Origin of the sequence: Micromonospora sp. LOL_023 (assembly GCF_048060115.1) — a bacterium.
Lineage (GTDB): Bacteria > Actinomycetota > Actinomycetes > Mycobacteriales > Micromonosporaceae > Micromonospora_E.
The window spans coordinates 62,814-86,007 of record NZ_JBHMIM010000002.1 but is presented as its reverse complement, the minus strand read 5'-3'; the positions used below and the strand labels follow the sequence as shown (position 1 = coordinate 86,007).

Genomic DNA, 23,194 nt, shown 5'->3' with positions numbered 1-23,194 from the left:
CCCATCCACAGTGATCGAGAATCTGACGTGACGAGTGCGTTGACGCTGCCCATGGGCAGTGAGATGGCGTCGTCCTGGCCCGATCCACTGCCAGGTGCCCAACCGCTGCCGGCCGGGCTGGACCAGTTACTCGATGTTCGTGGTCCGGAACTCATCGCGACCCGGCGACATCTGCACGCCCACCCCGAGCTGTCCGGCCACGAATTCGAGACCACCACGTACATCGCCCACCAGCTCGCCACGATGGGGCTCACCACCCGCCTGCTACCCAAGGGCAACGGCGTCATCTGTGACATCGACGCCGGCCCCGCCGACGGGCCGGTACTCGCCCTGCGCGCCGACATCGACGCGCTGCCGTTGACCGACGCCAAGGAAGTGCCCTACCGGTCGACCGCGGCCGGGGTCTGCCACGCCTGTGGCCACGACGTGCACACCAGCGTCCTACTCGGCACGGCGATGCTGCTCGCCCAACTGGCCGCCCGGGGCGAGCTGCGCCAGCGGGTCCGGCTCATCTTCCAGCCGGCCGAGGAGATCCTGCCCTGCGGCTCGCTCGAGGTTATCGCCGCCGGTGGTTTGGAGGACGTGAGTCAGATCTTCGCCCTGCACTGCGACCCCAACCTGCCGGTCGGCAAGGTCGGGCTGCGGGTCGGACCGATCACCGCCGCGGCGGACAACGTCAGTGTCCGGCTCAGCGGCCCCGGTGGGCACACCGCCCGACCGCACCTGACCGTCGACCTGGTCAACGCCCTCGGCCGACTGGTCACCGAGGTGCCCGCCCTGGTCAACCGGCGGGTTCCGGCCAACTCCGGTCTGCTGCTCGTGTTCGGCCAGGCGTCCGCCGGCACCCAGTACAACGTGATCCCCAACGAGGCGAGCGCCGCCGGCACGCTGCGGGTACTGGACCGCCCCACCTGGGACGCGGCACCGGACATCGTCACCCAGATCATCCGCGAGGTCGTCGCGCCGACCGGCGCCACCGTCGAGATCGAATACCTGCGCGGCCGCCCGCCCGTGAGCAACGACGCGACGGCGATCGGCGTACTCACCGCCGCCACCAGCGCCGCGCTGGGTCCCGCCGCCGTCGCCGACACCCCGCAGAGCATGGGCGGCGAGGACTTCTCCTGGTACCTGGAGTACGTGCCCGGCGCGCTGGCCCGGCTCGGGGTCGGCCGGGTCGAACCCGGCAGCGACCTGCACCGCGCCTCGTTCGACGTGGACGAGCGGGCGATCGCCGTCGGCGTCCGCCTGCTCGTCCACGCCGTGCTGCAGGCAGCCGAGCCGGGCTGACCAGCCAGCTCAGGGTCCCGACCGGCCGGACCTGAGCTGGCGGGCGGCAATTGGCTGGCGGTCAGCGCCCGTCCGTACCGGCCGGATCCCGATCGTCGGCGTCCGCACGCGGACCGGGCACCGCCCCGCCGCCGCTGGCCGTCGGCGGCGGTCCGACCGCTGCCGACGCAGCCGCGCCGTCACCGGCGCGCGACCGCCGGATCAGCAGGAACATCCCCACCGCCGGTACGCCGAGCGCGATCAGCCAGGGCAGCAGCGCCCCGAACACGGTCACCAGCACCCGCAGCGAGGCGACGAACGCCTGCCAGCCGGCGGCCAGCCCGGCGAGGAAGCCGAGCTCCGACTCCTCCTCCGGGACCGGTGGCGCGTCCGGCCCGACCAGCTCGACGGTGATCCGCGACAACGTCACCAGATCGTCCAGACCGCGCTTCTTCGCCTGCAGCGAGGCCAGGTCGGCCTCCCGTTTGGCCAACTCGCCCTCCAACAGCACCAGGTCGGCTAGGGTGTCCGCCTCGGCGAGCAGGGCGCGGCCGCTGCGTACCCGCGCCTCCTGAGTCGCGATCCGGGCCTCCAGGTCGATCACCTCCTCGGTGACGTCCTGAACGCTCAGCTCGCGGCTGGTCTCCTCACCCAGGCCGCTCAGTCGCTGGACCACCCGGTCGAATTCGGCCGCCGGCACCCGCAGCTCCAGCGTCGCCCGGCCGTGCGAGCCGTACTCGGACCGCTGATCGCGGCCGACGAAGCCGCCGGCGGAGGTGGCGATCGTCGTCGCCGCACTGGCCTTCGCCGCCAGATCCGTGACCTGCACCGTGAGCGACCCGGCGTGGATGATCGACCGGTTGCCCACCCGCAGGTCCACCGGGCTGGTCGCGTCCCGGTCGCCGAACTGGACGCCGCCGCCCGCGGCGCTGTCCTCGTCGACCTGACCGCCGTCGGCGGCATCGGGTGGTGCCGCTCCCGCCTCCGCCCCCTGGGGCATCTCCACCGCCTCGCCGCCGCTGGCGTCGCTGGCGGAATCGTCGCTCGACATCGAGCAGCCAGTCAGGATCAGCAGGCCGAGCAGAGCGACGGTGCCGGCCGCCACGCCATGTCGGAGGCCAGCGCGTCGGCGGAACTGCTTGCTTGTCACTATCAAGGGGTGCTCCTCGGACTCGTCGCATACGTGTCACCGGGTGTCCTTCAGACGCGCGGCATGCGCCGCCGGGTTCCGGCAGACTGCGTAACGGCAGGTCACGATTCGGTTCTCAGGAGGTCACCGTGCGACCGACCACGTTCGGACGTCCCGGTTCACGGTTGGCAGACGCGTTCACCGGCCGACCGTCGGTGATCGTCCACTCAGAACCATCGGCCGGCACCACCCCGCGTTGAGCAGCGACGTCGTGGCCGGGGCAGGGGTGCCGAACGAAGTGGTACGGCGGCTGTACGTGTTGCCACCGGGCCAGTTCGTCGCGGCACGGGGCGAGGCGGTCGCGGCCGCTCGCGCCGACGGCGAACCGGCCGTCGCCCGGGCGATCGGGCAGCTACGTCGGCCGACGGTGGCGGCCTGGCTGGTCAACCTGCTGGCGTTGCGCCGCCCCGAGCTGCTCGACGGGCTGGCGGAGCTCTCCGGGCAGCTGCGCGTCGCCCAGCGGGAGCTGCGTGGACCGCAGCTGCGGGAGTTGTCGACCCGGCGGCGGGCGCTGGTGGACGCGCTGGTCGCCGAGGCGCGATCGCTCGCGGTCGAGGCGGACCCGTCGGCGGCGGTCGGCAAACTGCCGCTCACCGACGTGGCGGCGACGCTGTCCGCCGCGCTGTCCGACGAGCAGATCGCCGCGCAGACGCGGTCCGGCCGGTTGATCCGGGCGGTCGACTACGCCGGCTTCGGCGAGGTGCCCCGGCCGCGGCTGCGGCTGGTCGGCCCGGACGACGATTCATCGCCGGCCACCGAGACATCGGAGGCCACCGAGACGCCTGAGGCCACCGAGACGCCTGAGGCCACCGCGACACGGACGTCGGCGGTCGATCGACGGCACCCCGCCGGGCAGCCCCGGCAGGCCGGCGGCCACCGCGAGGCGGCGGCGGCCAGGGCCACCCGCGACGCCGCGGTCCGACGCAGACGGCTCGTCGACGAACTGGCCAGGGCCGACGCCGGGCAGGCGACCGCCCGGGCCGACCTCGCCCAGGCCGAGCGCGCCGAGCGCGAGGCGGCAGCGGCCGTCGAGGAGACGCAGCGTCAGCTGGCCGAGTGGGAACGGCGCCGCGCCGCGGCCGAGCAGGAGCTCGCGCGTCGTAAGGTGGCGCGCAAGACCGCGCAGCGGGCGGTCACCGCCGCCCGGCGGTACGTCGGTGACGTGGCGGCCGCGTTGGAGAGCCTGCCTGGGGCGTCGCCCGAGGAGCGGTGACTCAGGACGACCGTCGACCTCGGCCGGCGTGGCGAAAGGCGGCGACGCGGTGAATCCCGATCAGACGGCTGGCGCGTGCCGGCGCAGCGTGCACGAGCTGAGTACGGCGTTCAGCGAATGTCCGCGTACGTTGAGCCGGTCCCGGCAGCTGGGGCTGGGCGGCTGGGCCTTTCACGTCGCGGGGCGGGCCGGCGTACTCGGCACTGTGCCCGCCGAGGTCGCCGCCGCCGCGATCGGGTTCATCGCCACCGAGGCGGTGACCGACGGGTGGGAAGCGATCTGCGCCGTCACCACACCTGCCGAAGTGGCGGCGGTGAGCATGGCGGAGTGCTGCCGCTGGGGCGTCGAGCAGTTCGGCGACTTTCCACAGGTGCGGCGGCTGGCTGAGCTGGCCGAGGCGGTGGTCGCCGACGCCGACGCCACCGGGATGCCGCTGTTCGCCGCGTGGCGGGCGATGCCGCGTCCCGACGACGCGCCGGGTGCCCGGGCCGCTGTGGCCGTACGGCTGCTCGCCGAGCACCGGGCCGGGGCGCAACTGCTCGCCGTACGGGTGGCGGGGTTGACGCCGTTGGCGGCGGTGCTCGGCGGTCCGGAAGGGACCAGCGGCGCGGTCGCCGCCGGTTGGTCCCCACCCTGGCCGCCGGTCGGTCCGCTGGTCCGCCGCCGGCTGTGGGCGGATCAGGTCACCAACCGGTTGGTCGGGCAGGCGTTCGCAGTGCTGGACGCGGCCGGGCGGCGGGAGCTCGTGAGTCTGTTGGACGCCGCGCTGGCGCACCTGCGCCGAGGGTGAGCGTCGCGGTCCGGCCTTGGCGGTCAGGCCTTGGCGGTCAGGCTGTCGCGGTACGGGTCGGCCGGTCCCGCAGTGCGGCGACGTAGTCGTCCGGCGCGCCGGCCTTCTCCGCCGCGTTGGCGATCTCGGAGAGGTACCAGGCGGTGGGCAGCCCGCCCTCGTACCCGTCGAAGACGTACACCCAGGCGGTGATCTCGCCGTCGAGGGTGACCGCCCGCACGGTCAGCCGTCGGTAGGTGCCGGAGAGTGCGCCCTCGACTTCGTCGAGCTGTGCCGCGTCCCAGGGATGCACGTCGTAGAGTGCGACGAAGACTCGGTCGCCGGGGGACTCCACGATGGTGGTGACCGCTCCTTCCCAGCCGATCACCCCCTCACCTGCGAAGGTGAGCCGCCAGCCTTCCAGCCAGCCGGTACCCACCATGGGCGAATGCGGACAGTAAGCACGCATCCGAGCGGGGTCAAGGTTTGAGCCATACGCGGCGTAGTGACGCACGGCGATGACGATAGCCCGGCGAAGGGGTGGGGGAGAATACGAGTGAGCGTGTCGCGTGTCGGGCCGGTGGTGGTTCACCGTGCCCGACCGGGTAGATCGAGGGTATAAGTCCAGAATTGGGGAGAAAGTCGTTTTGAAGCGGATAGTGATAATCGGTGGTGGGCCGGCGGGCTACGAGGCGGCCCTGGTCGCGGCGCAACTGCGGGCCGACGTCACCATCGTCGAGGCGGACGGGGCCGGCGGGGCCTGCGTACTCTCCGACTGCGTCCCATCCAAGACCTTCATCGCCAGCTCCGAGGTGGTCACCAACTACCGGGACACCGAGGAGTTCGGCATCCACTCCGACGGGCTGGAAGCGGTCACCGTGGATGCCGGGGCCGTGCACGCCCGAGTCAAGCGGCTGGCGCTGGCGCAGTCCGCCGACGTGCACAGTAAACTGGTCAAGGCGGGTGTGACTTTCGTCGCCGGGACCGCGCGCCTGGGTGAGGACACGCTCGGTCACACCCACCGGGTGCTGGTGGCGCCAGCGGGTGGTGACACTGAGTACGCGATCGAGGCCTCGACGGTGTTGGTCGCCACCGGATCCACCCCCCGGATGCTGCCGACGGCGGTGCCTGACGGCGAGCGGATCCTGACCTGGCGCCAGGTCTACGACCTGCCGGAGCTGCCCGAGCATCTGATCGTGGTCGGCTCCGGTGTCACCGGGGCCGAGTTCGCCAGCGCGTACCTGGCGATGGGCGTCCCGGTGACCCTGGTCTCCAGCCGGGACCGGGTGATGCCGCACGAGGACGCCGACGCGGCGATGGCGATCGAGCAGGTGTTCCGCTCCCGGGGCATGACGATCCTGAACAACTCGCGGGCCGAGTCGGTGACCCGGACCGGCACCGGCGACGGGGTGGAGGTGCGACTCAGCGACGGCCGTACGGTGACCGGATCGCACGCGCTGATCGCGGTCGGCTCGGTGCCGAACACCGACGAGTTGGGGCTCGCCCAGTACGGGGTGACCGTCGCCGACAGCGGCCACGTGCCGGTGGACCGGGTGTCGCGGACCAACGTCCCGGGCATCTACGCCGCCGGCGACTGCACCGGGGTGCTACCGCTGGCCAGCGTCGCGGCGATGCAGGGTCGGATCGCGATGTGGCACGCGCTCGGTGAGGCGGTGGTGCCGCTGCGGCTGCGTACCGTCGCCGCGAACGTCTTCACCGATCCGGAGTTGGCCACGGTCGGGGTGTCGCAGGACGAGGTCGACGACGGCCGGGTCCGGGCCCAGCAGGTGATGCTGCCGCTGGCCGGCAATGCCCGGGCGAAGATGGCCGACCTGCACGACGGCTTCGTCAAGTTGTTCTGCCGGCCGGCCAGCGGTCAGATCATCGGCGGAGTGGTGGTGGCCCCGAAGGCCAGCGAGTTGATCATGCCGATCACGGTGGCCGTGGAGAACCACATGACGGTCAGCCAGTTGGCGCACACAATCACAATTTATCCTTCGTTGTCCGGATCAGTTGCTGAAGCTGCACGTCAACTGATGTGGAATGACGAGGAGTGACCAACTGAAGACTTTTCGGGGCGGCGGAAGCCGGTCAACACCGCGTACGGTTGACGCGGCACTATCGGCAACCACCGGATCTCCCCGTTCTCGGTGGTCGTGAACGGTGCCCGGGCTGCCGACAGGTCCCGTGTCGGCAGCCCGCACCCACCCCGCGCCGACGTTCAGGATCCGTGCGCCGATGCTCAAGATCAATGTGAGTGCCAGATACCCTACGTTGCGGTTCTAGGGTCTCTGACGCTCACATTGATCTTGAACGAGTCCGGCAAGCCGTGCCGGGGGCGGCCAACAACCCTCGTGCGGGAGGGGTTCATGAACGACGACGCCACCATTGGCGAGCGGATCGCGCACCTGCGACGCAGCCAGGGACTGACACAGGCACAACTGGCCGAGCGCGCCGAGCTGTCCATCGACGTGGTGAAGAAGCTCGAGCAGAACATCCGGCTCAGCGCCCGTGGCTCGACACTGTCCGCCCTCGCTCGCGTCCTCAAGGCACGAACTTCAGACCTGATGGGTGACGCGTCCGGTGCTGCCGCCCGAGCGGAGCCCGACCACCGGCCACTATCCCTCATGAGACTCCGGCGGGTCCTCACCCCGGCACGTGGCTACGGCGGGCAACCTGCGGCCATCCATGCGCCGCCAGCGCTCACCGACGTCACGGCCCAACTGCAGGCCATCGACCGCGCCTACCACCGCGATGACTACGCCACCGTTCTCGGTGCCCTGCCCAGCCTGATCACCGGAGCCCGCGCCGCGCAGCGGCCGCCAACGAGGCCGACTGGGTGGCCGCTTACGCCGCTCTCGCCCGTGCCCACCACCTCGCCGGGAACCTGCTGGCCGGCGACCGGCGAGGACACCTGATCATGGTGACCGGGTTCAATCCCGCCCGCGTCGAGATGCAGCGCGCCGAGACCGCAGCTGTCTCCGGCGACGCCGGCCGCGTGCTTGACCTAGCCTCACGCGTACCGATGCCCGAATCTGACGACGCGTCGTCGTGGAACCGGCACCGGCTCGATGTCGCGTGGGCGTACGCGGCGCTCGGTCGGACCCGTGACGCCACCGATGTGCTGTCCGAGGTTCGTCATCGGGCACCCGCCTGGCTGCGTCACCAGCGGTACGCACGCGACATCGTGTCCACTCTCATCACTACCCGTCGACGAGCAGCCACCGCCGAACTCTCGGACCTGGCGGCGCTGGTCGGAGCTGGGCAGTAGGACCAGCGTCACTTCACTCTGAGTGATCAACTCGGCACCCTTTTCTGTAGGACGGCGGTGCCGGGTCCCGCACCATCACACCGGCGGAACAGTGCCCGGCCCGCCGTCCGCTCAGCTGGGCGTGCGGCCGGGCACCCGCACCGACCGGGCTGAGCGGCGGGGCGGTAACGCCGGCCGGCACTACCTGCCATGAGAAAACCTGGGTCCGGCGGTGGTGGGCCGGTGCATGAGCCGGTGCGGCCGTCGTGGATGTGTGCGGTATGCCCGGACGGGACGCCGTGGCCGTGGCCGTGTCCGCCGGGTCGGGTGAGCGGCCGTGAGCATGGTGGCGAGTGCGTCGACGGGGCGGCGGGTGGAGCACGCCTGTTGCGGATGGTGCCGGGCCTGTTGGACGCCGCCCGGCAGTTGCACACGACGCGGCCCGAGCAGTCGGTGGTGCCGCTGGTGCTGGTGAAGGTCGGCGAAGCGGACCTGGCGTGGTTGGCGGCCGAACACCGGGCCGGTGGCTCGTCGAAGCCGACCGCGTCGCGCCGGCCGAGATCCGCTGCCGGCCCTCCGCGCGTACCGTCGTGGCTGACATCGCCCGCAGCGGGCCGCAAGCGGCCGGCGTCGCCCGACTGGCGACAACCCTCGGCCTGATCTACTGACCAGGCGACCCGCCAGGGTGTCCCCAAGTGCGATCCGGCCTGATCCCGCTGGGGGATCAATATCCCCCAGCGGGATCACGGTGAAAAAGACACCGGTGTCCGAGCATCGGCGGGAAAGACGCTGGCCGAAGGGTCGTGTTACCCGTACGCAACGAGTCACGCGTACGGTTCGGGAACCGTGAAGGTGCAGCTTGTCGCGTTCCGTGGTCTGATGTTTGGCTAGGGCGGAAGCGCGCTGACCGGAGTCGACGGATGAAGGGCGGGGCTGGCCGATGGCCGATCTGTTCGAGGACTACCGCCTCGGCCCCGGCTGGGACGAGATGTTCGGTGAGCCGGGCATGCCCCGGGAGACCTACGAGGCACTGCACGCCACGTTGCAGCCGCTGTCCAGCGCCGAGCTGGGGGTGCGGGCCGACGTGCTGGCCCGGGCCTTCCTCGATCAGGGCATCACCTTCGCGCTCAAGGGCGTCGAGCGGCCGTTCCCCCTGGACATCGTGCCCCGGATCATCGCCGCCGACCAGTGGAGGACCGTCTCGGCCGGGGTGGCCCAGCGGGTACGCACCCTGGAGGCGTTCCTGGCCGACATCTACGGGCCGGCCCAGGTCCTCGCCGACGGCGTGGTGCCCCGCCGGCTGGTGGTGACCAGCGCGCACTTCCACCGGGAAGCGGCCGGCATCGTGCCGCACAACGGAGTCCGCATCCACGTCGCCGGGGTCGACCTGATCCGCGACGAGCAGGGGGACTTCCGGGTCCTCGAAGACAACGTACGTGTGCCGTCCGGGGTCAGCTACGTGATGGAGAACCGGCGGGCGATGGCCCACGTACTGCCGGAGGTCTTCGCCTCCACCCGGATCCAGTCGGTCGAGTCGTACCCGACACAGCTGCTGCGGGCGTTGCGGGCCGCCGCGCCCGTCGGCGTCGCCAACCCGACCATCGTGGTGCTCACGCCGGGCGTGCACAACTCGGCGTACTTCGAGCACGCGCTGCTGGCCAGGGAGATGGGCGTCGAGCTGGTCGAGGGCCGCGACCTGGTCTGCGTCGGCAACGAGGTGGCGATGCGTACCACCGGTGGTGAGCAGCGGGTCGACGTCATCTACCGGCGAATCGACGACGACTTCCTCGACCCGGTGCACTTCCGGGCCAACTCGGTGCTCGGCGTCGCCGGGCTGCTCAACGCGGCCCGCGCCGGCCGGGTCACCATCGCAAACGCGGTCGGCAACGGCGTCGCCGACGACAAGCTGCTCTACACCTACGTCCCCGCGCTGATCCGCTACTACCTGGGCGAGGAGCCGATCCTGCCGAACGTCGAGACGTACCGCCTCGACGACGGGCCGGACGTGCTCGACCACGTCCTGGACCGGCTCGACCAGTTGGTGATCAAGCCGGTCGACGGCTCCGGTGGCGCCGGCATCGTGATCGGATCCCAGGCCAGCGACGAGGAGTTGGCCCAGGTGCGGGGTCGGCTCCTGGCCGACCCACGAGGCTGGATCGCCCAACGCGAGGTCGCCCTGTCGATGGTGCCGACCCTGATCGGCAACCGGTTGCGGGCCCGGCACGTCGATCTGCGACCGTTCGCGGTCAACGACGGCGAGCGGGTCTGGGTACTGCCCGGTGGGCTGACCCGGGTGGCGTTGCCCGAAGGTGCCCTGGTGGTCAACTCCAGCCAGGGCGGCGGCTCCAAGGACACCTGGGTGCTGGCGTCGCCGACCGCGACCCCACACCCGGACGACGCGCCGGTGCTCGCCGACCTGACGGTGCCCGGGGTCGAACCGCCGTCGGCCGCACCGACCCCGGACCCGGGCCCGGGCGGCGCGACCGCCTCCGAAGAGCAACAGCAACAGCAACAGCAACAGCAGGAGCAACGGGTACGCCAGGAGGACGGCCGATGCTGAGCCGGATCGCCGAATCGCTCTATTGGATCGGCCGGTACGTGGAGCGGGCCGAGGACACCGCCCGCATCCTCGACGTGCACCTGCACCGGATCATCTCCGACCCGTGGGTCGCCGAGGAGACCGCCTGCCGGTCGCTGCTCGGGGTGATGGGGTCGGGCGTCGACGATCAGCCGGTGTCGTCGGCGCGAGTGGTCGGGTTGCTCTGCCTCAACGAGCACAGCGCCAGCTCGGTCGTCGGTTCGCTGGCCGCGGCCCGGGAGAACGCCCGGGGCGCCCGGGAGACCATCTCGTCGGAGATGTGGGAGTGCCTCAACGCCACCTGGCACGGGCTGCCCGACGCCCGTCGCCGGGTCGAGCAGCAGGGCGTGAACGCCTTTTTCCGCTGGGTGCGGGAACGCTGCGCGTTGATGGCGGGGCTCACCGACGCCACCATGAGCCACGACGAGGGCTGGCAGTTCCTGGTGCTGGGCCGCAGCATCGAGCGGGTCGACATGACCGCCCGGCTGCTCTCCACCCACGTACGGGCCGGCGGCAGCATTCCTTCCTGGCTGACCCTGCTGCGTTCGTGTGGCGCATGGGAGACCTTCCTACGTACCTACCGGGGGTCGCTGGACGACCAGCACGCCGCCGAGTTCCTGCTGCTGGACCGGCTCTTTCCGCGATCGGTCTTCGCCGCGCTGACCACTGCCGAGTCCTGCCTGACCGAGCTGGAGCCGGCTGTCGGCTCGGGTGCCACCGGCCGTACCGGGGTGGTCACCGACGCGCAGCGGATCCTCGGCCGGGCCCGGACCAACCTGGAGTTCCGCGGCGCAGACGAGCTGCTGGCCGACCTGGGCACCGTGCTGGCCAACCTGGAACGCACCTGCTCACACCTCAACGACGCGGTGTCCCGGCGCTACTTCCGGCAGACCTCCGCGGTCCTCTGGCTGCCGGAGGCCGTCGCATGAACGTCGATTCCTGGCGGCTGAAGGTGGAGCACCGGACCGGCTTCAGCTACGCGGGCAGGGTCGGGTCCTCGTACAACGAGGCCCGGATGTCGCCGCGTAACGAGGCCCGGCAGGCGGTGCTGGAGGCGCGGATCGAGGTCTTCCCGCCGGCCCGGACCTACCGGTACGAGGACTACTGGGGCACCGTGGTCACCGCGTTCGACGTGCACAGTCCGCACGACGCGCTGGAGGTCACCGCGACGTCCCTGGTGGAGACGTTGCCGCCGGGGGACCTGCTCGACGCCGATGCCGGTGTCAGCTGGAACGATCTGGCTCGGCCGGATCACGTCGACCAGTGGCACGAGTTCCTGCTCCCCACGCCCCGGACCTCGGTGGACGAGGAGCTGACCGCGCTGGCCGAGTCGGTGCGGGCCGAGTGCGCCGCCCCGCACGCGGCGGCGTTGGCGATCTGCGACCGGGTGCGCGCGGAGGTCGCGTACACCACCGGGTCGACCGGGGTGCAGACCAACGCGGTGCAGGCCTGGCGTCAGCGCAAAGGGGTCTGCCAGGACATCAGCCACCTGGTGGTGGGGTTGCTGCGGGCGATCGGTACGCCGGCCCGATACGTCTCGGGCTACCTGCACCCGAGCCGGGAGGCGGCGATCGGCGACCGGGTCGTCGGGCAGAGCCACGCCTGGGTGGAGTGGTGGGCCGGCCGGTGGACGGCGTTCGACCCGACCAACGGCCTCCCCGTCGGGGAGCGGCACATCGTGGTCGGGCGGGGTCGGGAGTACGGCGACGTACCGCCGTTGAAGGGGGTCTACGCCGGCCCGGCCAACACCGGTCAGGGCGTGGAGGTGGCGATCACCCGGCTGCGCTGAGCCGCCGTCGACCGCCCTGCCGGATCTGTCGGGTCTCCTGGGCACAGGCGGCGATGCGGCGACGGCCGCGCCGGTCACTTCGAGCAGCACCCGCCGGCGGTCCGCCGGGTCGGCCGACCGTCGCACGTAGCCCCGCTCGGCGAGCCGGTCCGTCATCCGGGTCACCGCTCCGCTGGTGACCGCCAGACGTTGCGCCAGCTCACCGGCGGTGATGCCGGGACTGGCCGTCAACGCGGCCAGGCAGGTCAGGTCGGTGACGTGCAGGTCGAGCTGGTCACCGACGGCGGCCTGCAGCCGGTGCGCCTCCTGAGCGTAGCGCCACAGCGACTCCGTCCGTCTCCGGCTGTTCCGGCGCTCAACTTAGTGGGCTCACCAGCTGCCCGCCACCGGTAGGCCCTCGGTGTAGCCGGCGGTGCTCTGCACACCAACGACCGCCCGGTCGTGGAATTCGGTGACAGTCGCCGCCCCGACGTACGTGCAGGCGCTGCGTACCCCGGCGACGATCTCGTCGATCAGGTCCTCGACGCCGGGCCGGGCCGGGTCGAGGAACATCCGGGCCGACGAGATGCCCTCCTCGAAGACCGCCTTGCGGGCCCGGTCGAACGGGCTGTCGTCGGCGGTGCGGGCGCTGACCGCGCGGGCCGACGCCATCCCGAAGCTCTCCTTGTAGCGCTGGCCGTCGGCGTCGGCGTAGAGATCGCCGGGGGATTCGTAGGTGCCGGCGAACCAGGAGCCGATCATCACGTTCGCGGCACCGGCGGCGAGGGCGAGGGCGACGTCGCGCGGGTGGCGTACCCCGCCGTCGGCCCAGACGTGCCGCCCGCGTCTGCGGGCCGCCGCCGCACACTCCAGTACCGCGGAGAACTGTGGTCGGCCGACGCCGGTCATCATCCGGGTGGTGCACATCGCGCCCGGCCCGACGCCGACCTTGACGATGTCGGCCCCGGCGTCGATCAGGTCGTCGACGCCGCCGGCGGTGACGACGTTACCGGCGACCACCGGCACCGGCGGGTCCAGCTTGCGGACGGTACGCACGGCGGCCAGCATCCGTTCCTGGTGGCCGTGTGCCGTGTCGACCACGAGGGTGTCCACCCCGGCGTCGAGCAGCGCGGCCGCCTTGCCGGCGACGTCACCGTTGATCCCGACTGCGGCGGCGACCCGCAGCAGCCCGCCGTCGTCGACCGCCGGTCGGTAGAGCGTGGCCCGCAGCGCGCCGGCCCGGGTCAGCACACCGACCAGGCGCCCGTCGGCGTCGACCACCGGGGCGACCCGGCGCCGGCCCTGCGCCAACAGGTCGAAGCCGGTACGCGGATCGACCGACCCGGCGATGGTCAGCAGGTTGGTCGACATCACCTCGTGCAATTGGGCGAACCGGTCCACCCCGGCGCAGTCGGTCTCGGTGACGATGCCGACCGGCCGACCGTCGTCGACCACGATCACCGCCCGGTGAGACCGTTTCGGCAGCAGGTGGATGGCGTCGCCGACGGTCTCGGCCGGACCCAGGGTCAGCGCGGTGTCGTAGACCAGGTGGCGCCGCTTGACCCAGGCGATGACCTCGGCGATCACCTCGATCGGGATGTCCTGCGGGATCACCGCCAGGCCACCCCGGCGGGCGACCGTTTCGGCCATTCGCCGGCCGGCGACGGCGGTCATGTTGGCCGCCACGATCGGAATCGTGGTGCCGGTGCCGTCCGTGCTGGCCAGATCGACGTCGAGCCGGGAGGCGACGGCCGACCGGTTCGGGGCCAGGAAGACGTCGTTGTAGGTCAGGTCGTGCGCGGGTGCCGCGCCGGTGATGAACCGCACTCTGCCCATCATGCCCGGCCGGCTGTCGGCGCGCTCATCGCTTCCCCGGTATTTCCCAACGGCTTCCTCAGATTTCCCTCATTACTTGGTGCTTCTACCCGGGGACGATCTGTTCCTGGTCCTAACTGGGCGATCGGCGTACCGCAGCGAGAAAGGCCGTCACTGATGGCAACGAGCCAGGATCCGCACCGCCGTCGTCGAACAGCGACGACCCGGATGTTCGCCCGGTGGCGGCGGTGTGCCGGTGGGGTCGCGGTGGTGGCCGCGGCACTGGTGGGTCTGTCGTCGTCGGTGCCGCCGGGGGCGGTACCCGCCGACGGTGAGTTCCCGGTGGGGTGGCTGACGTCGTGGATCGACGATCGGCCGGGCTGGTTGCCCTGGGGCGGCCCGGCGGCGGCTGAGCTCCCGGTGTCGCCGGTCGGCGACGGAGCCGGCCCCGGCGGGTACACCTCGCCGGCGGCGACCCGGGCCGGCGGTGGGGCAGGCACCTCGCAGCGGCTGGTCGACGGGTTGCCGGGGTACGCCGGTCAGCTGGCGGCGGACGAGTCGGTGACGCCGGTGACGGCGGCCCGCCACGATCCGGCGACGAGCAGGCACGACGCCAGGTCGTCGCGGTCGACCATGACGGTGTACGACAACGCTGACGGTTCGACGACGGCGCAGCTGAGCACCGGACAGGTCAACTACCAGGCGGCGGACGGATCGTGGCAGCCGATCGATCCGACCCTGGTGCGTCGGGGTGGCCGGTGGGGGGTCACCGACAACCCGATGGGGGTGTCGCTGGGGGCGACATCCGGTACGGCAGCGGCATCCGACACAGCGGCGGGGCAGCCGCTGGTCGAGTTGCCGTTGCCCGGCGGCGGCGTACTCGGGTGGAGTCTGGCCGGCGCCGCGGCGGTGACCCCGGTGGTCGACGGCGCGACGGCGACGTACCGGCAGGTGTTGCCGGGCACGGACCTGGAGTTGGTGGCCCGGCCGGACGGGGTGAAGGAAACGCTGATCCTGGCGTCGCCGCAGGCCGGGTCGGAGTGGGTGTTCCCGTTGACACTGCGGGGGGTGACTGCCCGCATCGGGTCGGCCGGGTCGGCCGAGCTGGTCGACAACACGGGCGCGGTGGTGGCGTCGATCCCGCCGGCGTTCATGCAGGACTCGTCGGTGGACGCGAAGACCGGGTTGCCGGCGCAGTCGGCTGCCGTGTCGATGGACCTGGTCCAGGTGGACGGTGGGCCGGCGTTGCGGCTGGTGGCCGACCGGGGGTGGCTTGCCGACCCGGCACGGGTCTTCCCGGTCCGGGTGGATCCGACAGTGACCACCGGCCCCGATGGTGACGTGTTCGTCGACTCCGATCCGGCCACCGGCGCGACCGTGCAGAACGGGAACCACCTCCAGGTGGGGTACAGCGGGGGAGTCGGTTCCCGGACGTTCCTCAACTTCGACGTCTCGTCCGCGGTGACCGATGCCAAGCCGATCATCGCCTCGGCGTACCTGCGGCTGTTTCTGAACCACCGGGTGCGCTGCGACGCCAAGGACCTGCAGGTCGGTCTGGTCGAGCAGGAGTGGACGGTCGCGGAGTTGGCGACCGCCGCGCTGCCGGGGCCGGACCTCGAGCCGGGCTCGGTGCGCTACCGCTACTACACCGACAACGGTCAGGCGTGCGCCAACCCGTCGGCGGGCCCGACGAGTGGCCAGTGGGTGCAGGTCGACGTCCGTGAGCTGATCTCGGGCTGGGCGGTCGGGCAGCGCAACCTCGGTCTGGCGCTGATCGACGACGAACGGGTCCTGGCCTCCGGCGCGCGGTTCACCTCGGCGAACCACGGCAACGGGGCGTACGCGCCCCGGCTGGAACTGACCATGACGGCCAACCTGCCACCGCAGGTGAGCCATCGGTCCCCGGTGCACGGCGCGGTCGTGTCCACGCTGACCCCCCGGTTGTACGTGCGCGGCCACGACCCGGACAAGTCCGGGACGGTGCGCTACAAGCTCTGGCTGCACGACGACGCCGGCACGGTCCTCCACGTCACCGAGGGCACCGGCTCCTACTACGACGTCCCGGCCGGGCTGCTGCGGTCGAACAAGCAGTACTCGTGGACGGTGCAGCCGTTCGACGGTGCCGTCTACGGGGCCCGGTATCCGAGGTACACGTTCTATACCCGGGTGCCGCAGCCGGCGTTGGGATCCCGGCTGGTGCAGAACCCGGGGGTGGGCTACCACCCGGAGATCGGCAACTACACGACCACGGTGACCGAAGCGCAGGTGGCCGGGGTGGGCCCGGAGCTGGCAATCACCCGGTCGTACAACACGTTGGACACCCGGCGGTCGGGGGCGTTCGGGCAGGGCTGGTCGAGCCTGCTGGACGCCCAGGTGACCGGCCGGACCAGCACGACCGACGCGCTGCGTAGCGCCGTGGTTACGTACCCGGACGGTTCGGAGGCCGGGTTCGGCCCCACCTCGGACGGATCGTTCGTGCCGCCGCCGGGGCGCTACGAGGTGCTGACCGAGGTGCGGTCCGGCACGTCGGTCACCGGATACCGACTGACCGTCAAACACGGCACGACGTACGTGTTCGGCCGGTCCGCCGGCCTCGGGGTCTTCCGGCTCACGGCGGTGACCGACGCCAACGGCCGGACCCTGACGGCGACCTACAACGGCAGCGGACTGGTGTCGAAGTTGACCAACGCCGCTGGTCGGTCGCTGACGCTGACCTGGGCGGGCACCGCGAGCCCGTCGACCGGGTCGCACGTGACCAGGGTGACGACGGACGCGCCGGCAGCCGGGGGCAGCGGCTACGTGTGGCAGTACACCTACGGCAGCCACGACCGCCTGACGAAGGCGTGTACGCCGGTGTCGGCGTGTACCACGTACGGCTGGGGCAACGACGCCAACCAGGGGGCGAACGCGGTGCGCAACCACGCTGTCGGAGACGGCGGCCGGCCAGTTGCCGGCGGACACCCTGCCGCCCGGTGCGACGCACACCGACGCGGCGGCGCGCGACGCGCAGACCACGACGGTGTCGAACCCGGTGACGATCGTGTCGGTGACCGACCCGGGCGGGCATCAGGTCTCCTACTCCTACGACCTGCTGTCCGGGCGGAAGGTGTCGCAGACCGACGCGCTGGGCCGCACCACCCTGTACGGGTACGACACCGGTGGGTTCACCAGCCTGGAGTACGACCCGAACGGGATCGTCACCCGGTCGGTGCAGGACGAACGCGGCAACACCATCCAGGAGGTGACCTGCCAGGACCAGGCCGCCGACAGGTGTTCCAGCAGCTACTCCACCTACACGTTCTACAGCAGCGACCCGACGCATCCGAAGAGCGACCGGCTGACGGCGGTACGCGGGCCGGGCTCGTCCAGCGCGCAGGACGACACCTACCGGACGCAGTACTTCTACGACAACACCAACGGCAACCTGCGCAGCACGGTGGATCCGCTCGGGCGGCGTACGGAGATTGCCTACACCACCGGCGGGAGCGTCCCGGCCGGGCTGCCCACGCAGGTGCTGGACCCGTCGAAGGGCTGGCAGCTGATCACGTACACCTCGGCCGGTGACGTGGCGACGGTGGTCGACCCGGCGGGCGCGACCACCAGCTACACGTACGACCGGTTGGGTCGGGAACTGACCGAGACGGTGGTGATGCCGTCGTTCCCGCAGGGGCGGACCACCACCTACACGTACGACGCGATGGGCCGGGTGGCCACGCGGACCGATCCGGCGGTGACGAACCGGGTGACCGGCGCGGTGCACACGGCGGTGACCCAGCACGCGTACAGCCCGGACGGGTTGCTGACCCGGCAGACGGTCAGCGACGCCACCGGTGGTGACGTGGCCCGGGTCAGCGAATGGTCCTACGACGACCACGGCCGCCGGTCGCAGGCCGTCGACCCGATGGGCGACACCACCGGCTACCGCTACGACGTGTACGGGCACGTGGTGGAGCAGACCGACCCGGACGGGACGGTCAACGCCTACCAGCTGGACGTCAACGGCGACCTGCTGTCGCGCACGCTCAAGGGGTACACCGGGGACCCGAACGACCCGATCCCCGCTGCGGACCTGGTGGTGGAGTCGAACGTCTACGACCCGGCGGGCCGGTTGGCGTCGAGCACCGACGCGATGGGGCATGTCACGCGGTACACCTACACCGATGACGGGCGGACCGCGTCGGTGACCCGCACCGACGGGGACAGTTCGTTCCTGTTGGAGGCGAACAGCTACGACGCGGCGGGGAACCTGGTCGAGCACCGGACCGACAACGGGCAGACCGTCACGACGTACGCCTACGACGCGGCGGGCCGGCAGATCCGCAGCGTGCTCGACCCCGACGGGCTGCACCGGGTCACCGAGACCACCCTGTCGCCGGGTGACCAGGTGCTGTCCAGCGTCGCCCGGGACGGCTCCGGCGCGACGCTGGCCGTCACCGACCACGCGTACGACATCCTCGGCCGGGAGGTTTCGCAGACCCGGTACCGGTCGACGGACCGGACGACGACGCCGGTGGCCCGCTGGCGGCTTGACGAGACCAGCGGCACGGCGGCCGTCGACTCGGCCGGCAACAGCCCCGGTACGGCCACCGGTGTGACCTGGGAGAACGACGCCCAGCGGGGGCGGGTCGCGGCGTTCACCGGTGCCTCGTCGTCGCAGATCACCACGGCCGCCCCGGCGGTGGACACCACCCGGCCGTACACGGTGGCCGCCTGGGTGCGGGTCGACAACGACGGCAAGTCCGGCGCGGTGCTGACCGTGCCCGGTACCGCGCGGGTGAGTACGTCCCCCGCAAACCGCGACTTCGCCTTCCAGCTCCGGTTCGACCACACCATCGACGGATGGCGGGTGTCGACGAACGAGCAGCAGATGGGCGGATTGATCCGGTGTGAGTGTCCCTTCGGGGAAGGCACGGTGCAGGAGGAGCAGTGGCAGCACCTGGCCGTCGGCGTCGACCCGCAGGCCGACAAGTTCACCGTGTTCATCGACGGCGACAAGGTCGGCGAAAGCACCGGCGCGCGCTACCACAGCACGGCGATGGGCGGGCTGCGGATCGGCTCCGGGCTCGACGGGGCCATCTCCGACCTGCAGCTGTACCAGGGGATGTCGGCCGACGGCGGCTGGGCCGACCGGGTGGTCGCCGGCACCGTGCCGGCGGCCGACGCCACGGTGTCGCGCACCAGCCACGTGCTCGACGACGGCGGTCTGGCCACGGCGGTGCTGGATCCGCTGGGCAACACCACGAACATCGCCTACGACGAGGCCGACCGGCCGGCGGTGTCGACCGGCCCGCCGGTGCAGGCGGAGACCGGTGAACTCGACGCACCGGTGGTCACCGCCCGACCGGTGGAGCGGATCGGCTACAACGCGTTCGGCGATGTGGTTGCGGAGTCCGACCCGAACGGCGCGGTGACCCGGTACGCGTTCGACCGGGCCGGCCGGCCCTACGAAACCCGGCTGCCCGCGTACACCCCGCCGGGCGGGTCGACCCCGGTCGTCCCGGTCTTCACGGCGGCGTACGACAGCCTCGGCCAGGTCGTGTCGCAGACCGACCCGTTGGGCCGGGTCACCGGGTTCACCTACGACCAGCTGGGCCGGGTGGTGACCCAGGTGGCGCCGGACGGTGCCACCACGACCGCCCGCTACGACCTGGCCGGCAACCTGCTCGCGACCACCGATCCGACCGGGGCGGTGACCGGCAGCAGCTACGACCTGCTGGGCCGGACCACCAGCGTCAGCGAGGCGGTCCGCCAGACCGGCCAGACGCACACCACCACGATGGCCTACGACACCGCCGGTCGGCTGTCGGCGGTGACCACGCCGGCCGGGGTGACCACCGGGTACGGCTACACCGCCGCCGGTGAGCTGGCCAGCGTCGTCGACGGTGCCGGGCAGACCAGCCGGGTCGACCACGACGCCCTGGGCCGGCCGGTGCGGCAGACCAACCCGGACGGCACCTACACCATCACCACGTACGACCCGCTGTCCCAGCCGAGGGCGACGGCGGCGTACCGGGCGACCGGCGGGGCCGCCCTGGCCACCTCGGCCTGGACCTACGACGCCGCCGGCAACATGGTGGCGGCGACGGACGCGCGGGGCACCACGACCCGGTTGAGCTACGACGCGACGGGCCTGCCGCGCACCCAGTCCGAGCCGGTGGACGCGACGACGACGATCGAGTCGTCGTACGGCTATGACCTGGCGGGGAATCCGACCCGGTTCACCGACGGGCGGGGGCAGGCGTTCCGGACCACCTACAACGTGTGGGGGTTGCCACAGTCGCGGATCGAGCCGGCCACAGCGGCGTACCCGGACGCGGCGGACCGCACGTACACGACGGTGTACGACGTGGCGGGTCAGCCGGTGTCGCAGCGTGCGCCGGGTGGGGTGGCGCGGACCCTGGTCTACGACGACGCCGGTCGGCTGGAGCGCCAGTCCGGCTCCGGTGCCGAGGCGGCGACGCAGGACCGGACGTACGGCTACGACCCGGCGGGTCGGTTGGTGGAGTTCTCCGCGCCGGGGGGCACCAACCGGGTCGTGTACGACGACCGGGGGTTGCCGTTGTCGGTGACGGGTCCGTCCGGCGACGCGGCGTTCACCTACACACCGGACGGGTCGATGGCGTCGCGCGACGACGAGGCCGGGTTGACCCAGTACGGATACGACACGGCTGGCCGGTTGGCGTCGGTGAGCAACAGCAGCGCCGGGGTGTCGGTCGGCTACGCCTACGACGTGATGTCGGCGGTGTCGTCGATGTCCTACGGCGGCACCAACAACCGGCGGGTGTTCGACTACGACGATCTGCACCGGTTGACCAGCGACCGGCTGGTGCGGTCCAACGGCCAGGTCCTGGGGACGATCACCTACGGGTGGGACGCCAACGGCAACGAGACCAGCAAGACCGTAACCCGTGGCTCGACGACGGTCAGCAACACCTACACCTACGACCTCGCAGACCGGCTCACCTCGTGGGACGACGGCAATACGACGGTCGGCTACCGGTACGACGCGGCCGGCAACCGGACCGGGGTCGGCGATGTCGACTACGTCCACGACGCCCGCAACCGGCTGGTCTCCGACAGCACCGGCACCACCTACCGGTACACCGCCCGGGGCACCCGGGACCGGACGGTCACCGGTGGCACGACGGCGGTCGGGGTCGCGGACGCGTTCGATCAGATCGTCAGCCAGCAGCCGACCGGTGGTGGCAACGCCCGGGAGTACACCTACGACGCGTTGGGCCGGGCGCTGCGCAGCGACTTCCGGTACACCGGCCTCGGCAACGACCTCGCCATGGACGGCGCGGCGAAGTACCTGCGGGATCCGGACGGCGGTGCCGTCGCGGTCCGGGCGGGCAGCACCAGCCGGATGCTCTGGACCGACCTGCACGACGACGTCGTCGCCCAGTTCAACACCGCCGGTACGTCGGTGACCGGCAACCGCACCTACTCGCCGCTGGGTGAGGTGACGGCCACCAGTGGGATGGAGGGCAACCTCGGCTACCAGTCGGAGTGGACCGATCCGCGATCGGCGCGGGTCAACATGCACGCCCGCTGGTACGACCCGGCCGTCGGCCAGTTCGACAGCCGCGACAGCGTCACCGTCAGCCCGGTGTCGGATTCGATCCGGGCCAACCGCTACCAGTACGGCGACGGCAACTCGCTGACCGTCACCGACCCGACCGGTCACTTCGGCAAGCGGCTGCGCAACGCCTGGAAGAAGGTCTCCTCCGGCGTGCAGAAGGCCTGGAACACGGTCAAGGCCGGGGTGCAGCAGGCGTGGGAGCGAGTGTCTGAGTGGGCACAGGCGGCCCGCGAGCAGATCGCTGAAAAGTTCAACGACGTCAAGCAGGCTTTGTCGCAGGCCTATCAAAAGATGGCCGAGGCGATCAAAGGGGCCGTCGACCAGGTCGGCCAGTGGGCCCGTACGGCCCGGGACTGGATCGTCGAACACAAGGCCGACATCGTCGGCGCGCTGGTCGGGTTCTTCGTCGAAGCCGCCTGCATGGTCGCGATCGGCTGGACCGGGGTCGGCGCGGTCGCCTGCGGGGTGGCTTCCGGCGTGACCGGTGCCCTGGTCACCGGTGCCATGCAGGGTCAGACCGGCGTCGAGCTGCTGCGCACCGCCGTACTGGGTGGTGTCGCCGGTGGTCTGGGCGCGGCGCTGCCGATGATGGGCCCGGCAGCGGGCAAGGCGTTGAGCAAGGCCGGGTCCGCCGGGGCGAAGAAGGTCGCCGGCACCGGTGTCGGCAAGGCTGCGGCGTCGGCCGGCAGGGCTGCGGCGTCGGCCGGCAAGGCCGTCGGGCGCAAGGTCGACGACCTGTCGCGGGCGGTGTCGCGCGGCACCAGCCGGGCCACCCGGGAGGCGGCCGACTACGCCGATGACGCGGCCCGCGTCGGCGGCAGCCGGGTCGACGACCTCGCCGACGCAGCCGGCAGTTGTGTGCGGCACAGCTTCGCCCCTGATACCCGGGTACGGATGGCCGACGACACCACCAAACCGATCGCCGAGGTCGAGCTCGGCGACGAGGTGCTGGCTACCGACCCCGACACCGGGCAGACCACCGCCCGGCCGGTACGGGTCCTGCACCGCCACGCCGACCGGGACTTGACCGACGTCACGGTCACCGACACGCAGACCGGTGAGAGCACGGTCGTCGAGACGACCGCGCACCACCCGTTCTGGAACGCCACCACCGGACGGTGGACCGACGCCGCCGACCTGCGACCCGGCGACCGGCTGCGCAGCCCGGACGGCGAGACCACCCAGCGGGTCACCGCGGTCCGGGTCTGGACCGGCCTGAAGCGGATGAACGACCTCACCGTCGCCGGCGTCCACACCTACTACGTGGTGGCGGCCGACCGGCCGGTCCTGGTGCACAACTGCGGCGGCTACACGGACCTGTACCACGGCACGAGCCGGCAGGCGGCGGAGAACATCCGGAACAACGGCGTGGACACCGGATTCTCGTCACGGTCGAAAATGGACTTCGGGAAAGGGTTCTACACCACCCGGTCGCGGCAGCAGGCGGCCGACTGGGCGGGGAGTCCGCGGTTCGGTGGGGACGGCGTGGTGCTGCACTTCAAGGTGCCGAACGCGAAGCTCGACGCCATGGCGACGAAGAAGTTCACCGCGACCAGTCCCGATCTGGCCGACGTCGTGAAGCACTACCGCACCGGGGCCCGGGGCAATCCACTCGGCCGGCATCAGGTGGTGGAAGGGCCGATGCTGATGAACGTCGACAAGTTTGTCCGGCAGGGACTCCCCGCGCGCTGGAAGGGCAACCAGGTCGTCTTCTACGGCAAGGACGCCGGTCGGATACTGACCGCGGCCCTGCAGCCGTAGGAG

General features: G+C 71.5%; 15 protein-coding genes and 1 pseudogene. 12 read left to right on the top strand and 4 right to left on the bottom strand.

Translation table 11 applies throughout. From position 1 onward, the window contains the following. The first annotated feature begins 27 nt into the window (after positions 1-27). Positions 28-1,287 carry an amidohydrolase gene (locus ACFHVL_RS01500; protein ID WP_416624857.1) on the top strand — a complete coding sequence of 420 codons (1,260 nt, stop codon included), beginning with the start codon at positions 28-30 and terminating at the stop codon, positions 1,285-1,287. Positions 1,288-1,348: 61 nt separating this feature from the next. Here ACFHVL_RS01500 and ACFHVL_RS01495 read toward each other — a convergent pair whose 3' ends face one another. Next, positions 1,349-2,416, bottom strand: a complete 1,068-nt coding sequence (locus ACFHVL_RS01495) for a DUF4349 domain-containing protein (RefSeq protein WP_416624856.1) — start codon at positions 2,414-2,416, stop codon at positions 1,349-1,351. A 235-nt stretch (positions 2,417-2,651) separates the two neighbouring features. On the opposite strand from ACFHVL_RS01495, the gene ACFHVL_RS01490 reads away from it, so the two are divergent. Together ACFHVL_RS01490 and ACFHVL_RS01485 are read left to right on the top strand one after the other, a co-directional pair. Continuing rightward, positions 2,652-3,668 (top strand): hypothetical protein, encoded by a 1,017-nt coding sequence (locus ACFHVL_RS01490; RefSeq protein ID WP_416624854.1) that lies wholly within the window; start codon positions 2,652-2,654, stop codon positions 3,666-3,668. A 49-nt stretch (positions 3,669-3,717) separates the two neighbouring features. Continuing rightward, a complete protein-coding gene (locus ACFHVL_RS01485; protein ID WP_416624853.1) occupies positions 3,718-4,458 on the top strand; it encodes an SCO6745 family protein in 741 nt (246 codons plus the stop codon). A 37-nt stretch (positions 4,459-4,495) separates the two neighbouring features. On the opposite strand, the gene ACFHVL_RS01480 is transcribed toward ACFHVL_RS01485, so the two are convergent. After that, on the bottom strand, positions 4,496-4,951 hold the full coding sequence (locus tag ACFHVL_RS01480) for a gamma-glutamylcyclotransferase (RefSeq protein ID WP_282225613.1): 456 nt from the start codon (positions 4,949-4,951) through the stop codon (positions 4,496-4,498). 133 nt (positions 4,952-5,084) lie between these two features. On the opposite strand from ACFHVL_RS01480, the gene ACFHVL_RS01475 reads away from it, so the two are divergent. The 7 genes from ACFHVL_RS01475 to ACFHVL_RS01445 all read left to right on the top strand — a co-directional run bounded on the left by ACFHVL_RS01475 (position 5,085) and on the right by ACFHVL_RS01445 (position 12,054). Beyond that, a complete protein-coding gene (locus ACFHVL_RS01475; RefSeq protein ID WP_416624850.1) occupies positions 5,085-6,494 on the top strand; it encodes an NAD(P)H-quinone dehydrogenase in 1,410 nt (469 codons plus the stop codon). 312 nt (positions 6,495-6,806) lie between these two features. Beyond that, positions 6,807-7,355 carry a helix-turn-helix domain-containing protein gene (locus ACFHVL_RS01470; protein WP_416624848.1) on the top strand — a complete coding sequence of 183 codons (549 nt, stop codon included), beginning with the start codon at positions 6,807-6,809 and terminating at the stop codon, positions 7,353-7,355. A 107-nt stretch (positions 7,356-7,462) separates the two neighbouring features. After that, entirely contained in the window at positions 7,463-7,708 is a 246-nt protein-coding gene (locus ACFHVL_RS01465) for a hypothetical protein (protein ID WP_416624847.1), read from the top strand. A gap of 306 nt (positions 7,709-8,014) precedes the next feature. Further along, on the top strand, positions 8,015-8,347 hold the full coding sequence (locus ACFHVL_RS01460) for a hypothetical protein (protein ID WP_416624845.1): 333 nt from the start codon (positions 8,015-8,017) through the stop codon (positions 8,345-8,347). Between the two features lie 280 nt (positions 8,348-8,627). Beyond that, the gene (locus tag ACFHVL_RS01455) at positions 8,628-10,247 is read left to right on the top strand and encodes a circularly permuted type 2 ATP-grasp protein (protein WP_416624843.1); all 1,620 of its coding nucleotides are present in this window, start codon (positions 8,628-8,630) and stop codon (positions 10,245-10,247) included. Beyond that, a complete protein-coding gene (locus ACFHVL_RS01450) occupies positions 10,241-11,194 on the top strand; it encodes an alpha-E domain-containing protein (RefSeq protein WP_416624841.1) in 954 nt (317 codons plus the stop codon). The genes ACFHVL_RS01455 and ACFHVL_RS01450 overlap by 7 nt, the downstream gene beginning before the upstream one ends. Beyond that, positions 11,191-12,054, top strand: a complete 864-nt coding sequence (locus ACFHVL_RS01445; RefSeq protein WP_416624839.1) for a transglutaminase family protein — start codon at positions 11,191-11,193, stop codon at positions 12,052-12,054. Before ACFHVL_RS01450 ends, ACFHVL_RS01445 begins: the two co-directional genes overlap by 4 nt. An 84-nt stretch (positions 12,055-12,138) precedes the next feature. Here ACFHVL_RS01445 and ACFHVL_RS01440 read toward each other — a convergent pair. Together ACFHVL_RS01440 and ACFHVL_RS01435 are read right to left on the bottom strand one after the other, a co-directional pair. Further along, positions 12,139-12,318: pseudogene (locus ACFHVL_RS01440) on the bottom strand (MarR family transcriptional regulator); the annotation flags it as partial. Between the two features lie 105 nt (positions 12,319-12,423). After that, complete coding sequence (locus tag ACFHVL_RS01435; protein ID WP_416624837.1) at positions 12,424-13,860, bottom strand: GuaB1 family IMP dehydrogenase-related protein; 1,437 nt, start codon at positions 13,858-13,860, stop codon at positions 12,424-12,426. Between the two features lie 165 nt (positions 13,861-14,025). Here ACFHVL_RS01435 and ACFHVL_RS01430 point away from each other — a divergent pair, with 165 nt between their 5' ends. Together ACFHVL_RS01430 and ACFHVL_RS01425 are read left to right on the top strand one after the other, a co-directional pair. Further along, positions 14,026-17,412 carry a DNRLRE domain-containing protein gene (locus ACFHVL_RS01430; protein ID WP_416624835.1) on the top strand — a complete coding sequence of 1,129 codons (3,387 nt, stop codon included), beginning with the start codon at positions 14,026-14,028 and terminating at the stop codon, positions 17,410-17,412. 85 nt (positions 17,413-17,497) lie between these two features. After that, positions 17,498-23,191 carry a polymorphic toxin-type HINT domain-containing protein gene (locus ACFHVL_RS01425; RefSeq protein ID WP_416625056.1) on the top strand — a complete coding sequence of 1,898 codons (5,694 nt, stop codon included), beginning with the start codon at positions 17,498-17,500 and terminating at the stop codon, positions 23,189-23,191. Positions 23,192-23,194: the final 3 nt, after the last annotated feature.

Bases quoted from the DNA above. Each gene is read 5' to 3' on its own strand.
- ACFHVL_RS01470 (WP_416624848.1), top strand. From the start codon at position 6,807: ATGAACGACGACGCCACCATTGGCGAGCGGATCGCGCACCTGCGACGC.
- ACFHVL_RS01430 (WP_416624835.1), top strand. From the start codon at position 14,026: ATGGCAACGAGCCAGGATCCGCACCGCCGTCGTCGAACAGCGACGACC.
- ACFHVL_RS01425 (WP_416625056.1), top strand. From the start codon at position 17,498: ATGCCGTCGTTCCCGCAGGGGCGGACCACCACCTACACGTACGACGCG.
- ACFHVL_RS01445 (WP_416624839.1), top strand. From the start codon at position 11,191: ATGAACGTCGATTCCTGGCGGCTGAAGGTGGAGCACCGGACCGGCTTC.
- ACFHVL_RS01450 (WP_416624841.1), top strand. From the start codon at position 10,241: ATGCTGAGCCGGATCGCCGAATCGCTCTATTGGATCGGCCGGTACGTG.
- ACFHVL_RS01465 (WP_416624847.1), top strand. From the start codon at position 7,463: ATGCCCGAATCTGACGACGCGTCGTCGTGGAACCGGCACCGGCTCGAT.
- ACFHVL_RS01455 (WP_416624843.1), top strand. From the start codon at position 8,628: ATGGCCGATCTGTTCGAGGACTACCGCCTCGGCCCCGGCTGGGACGAG.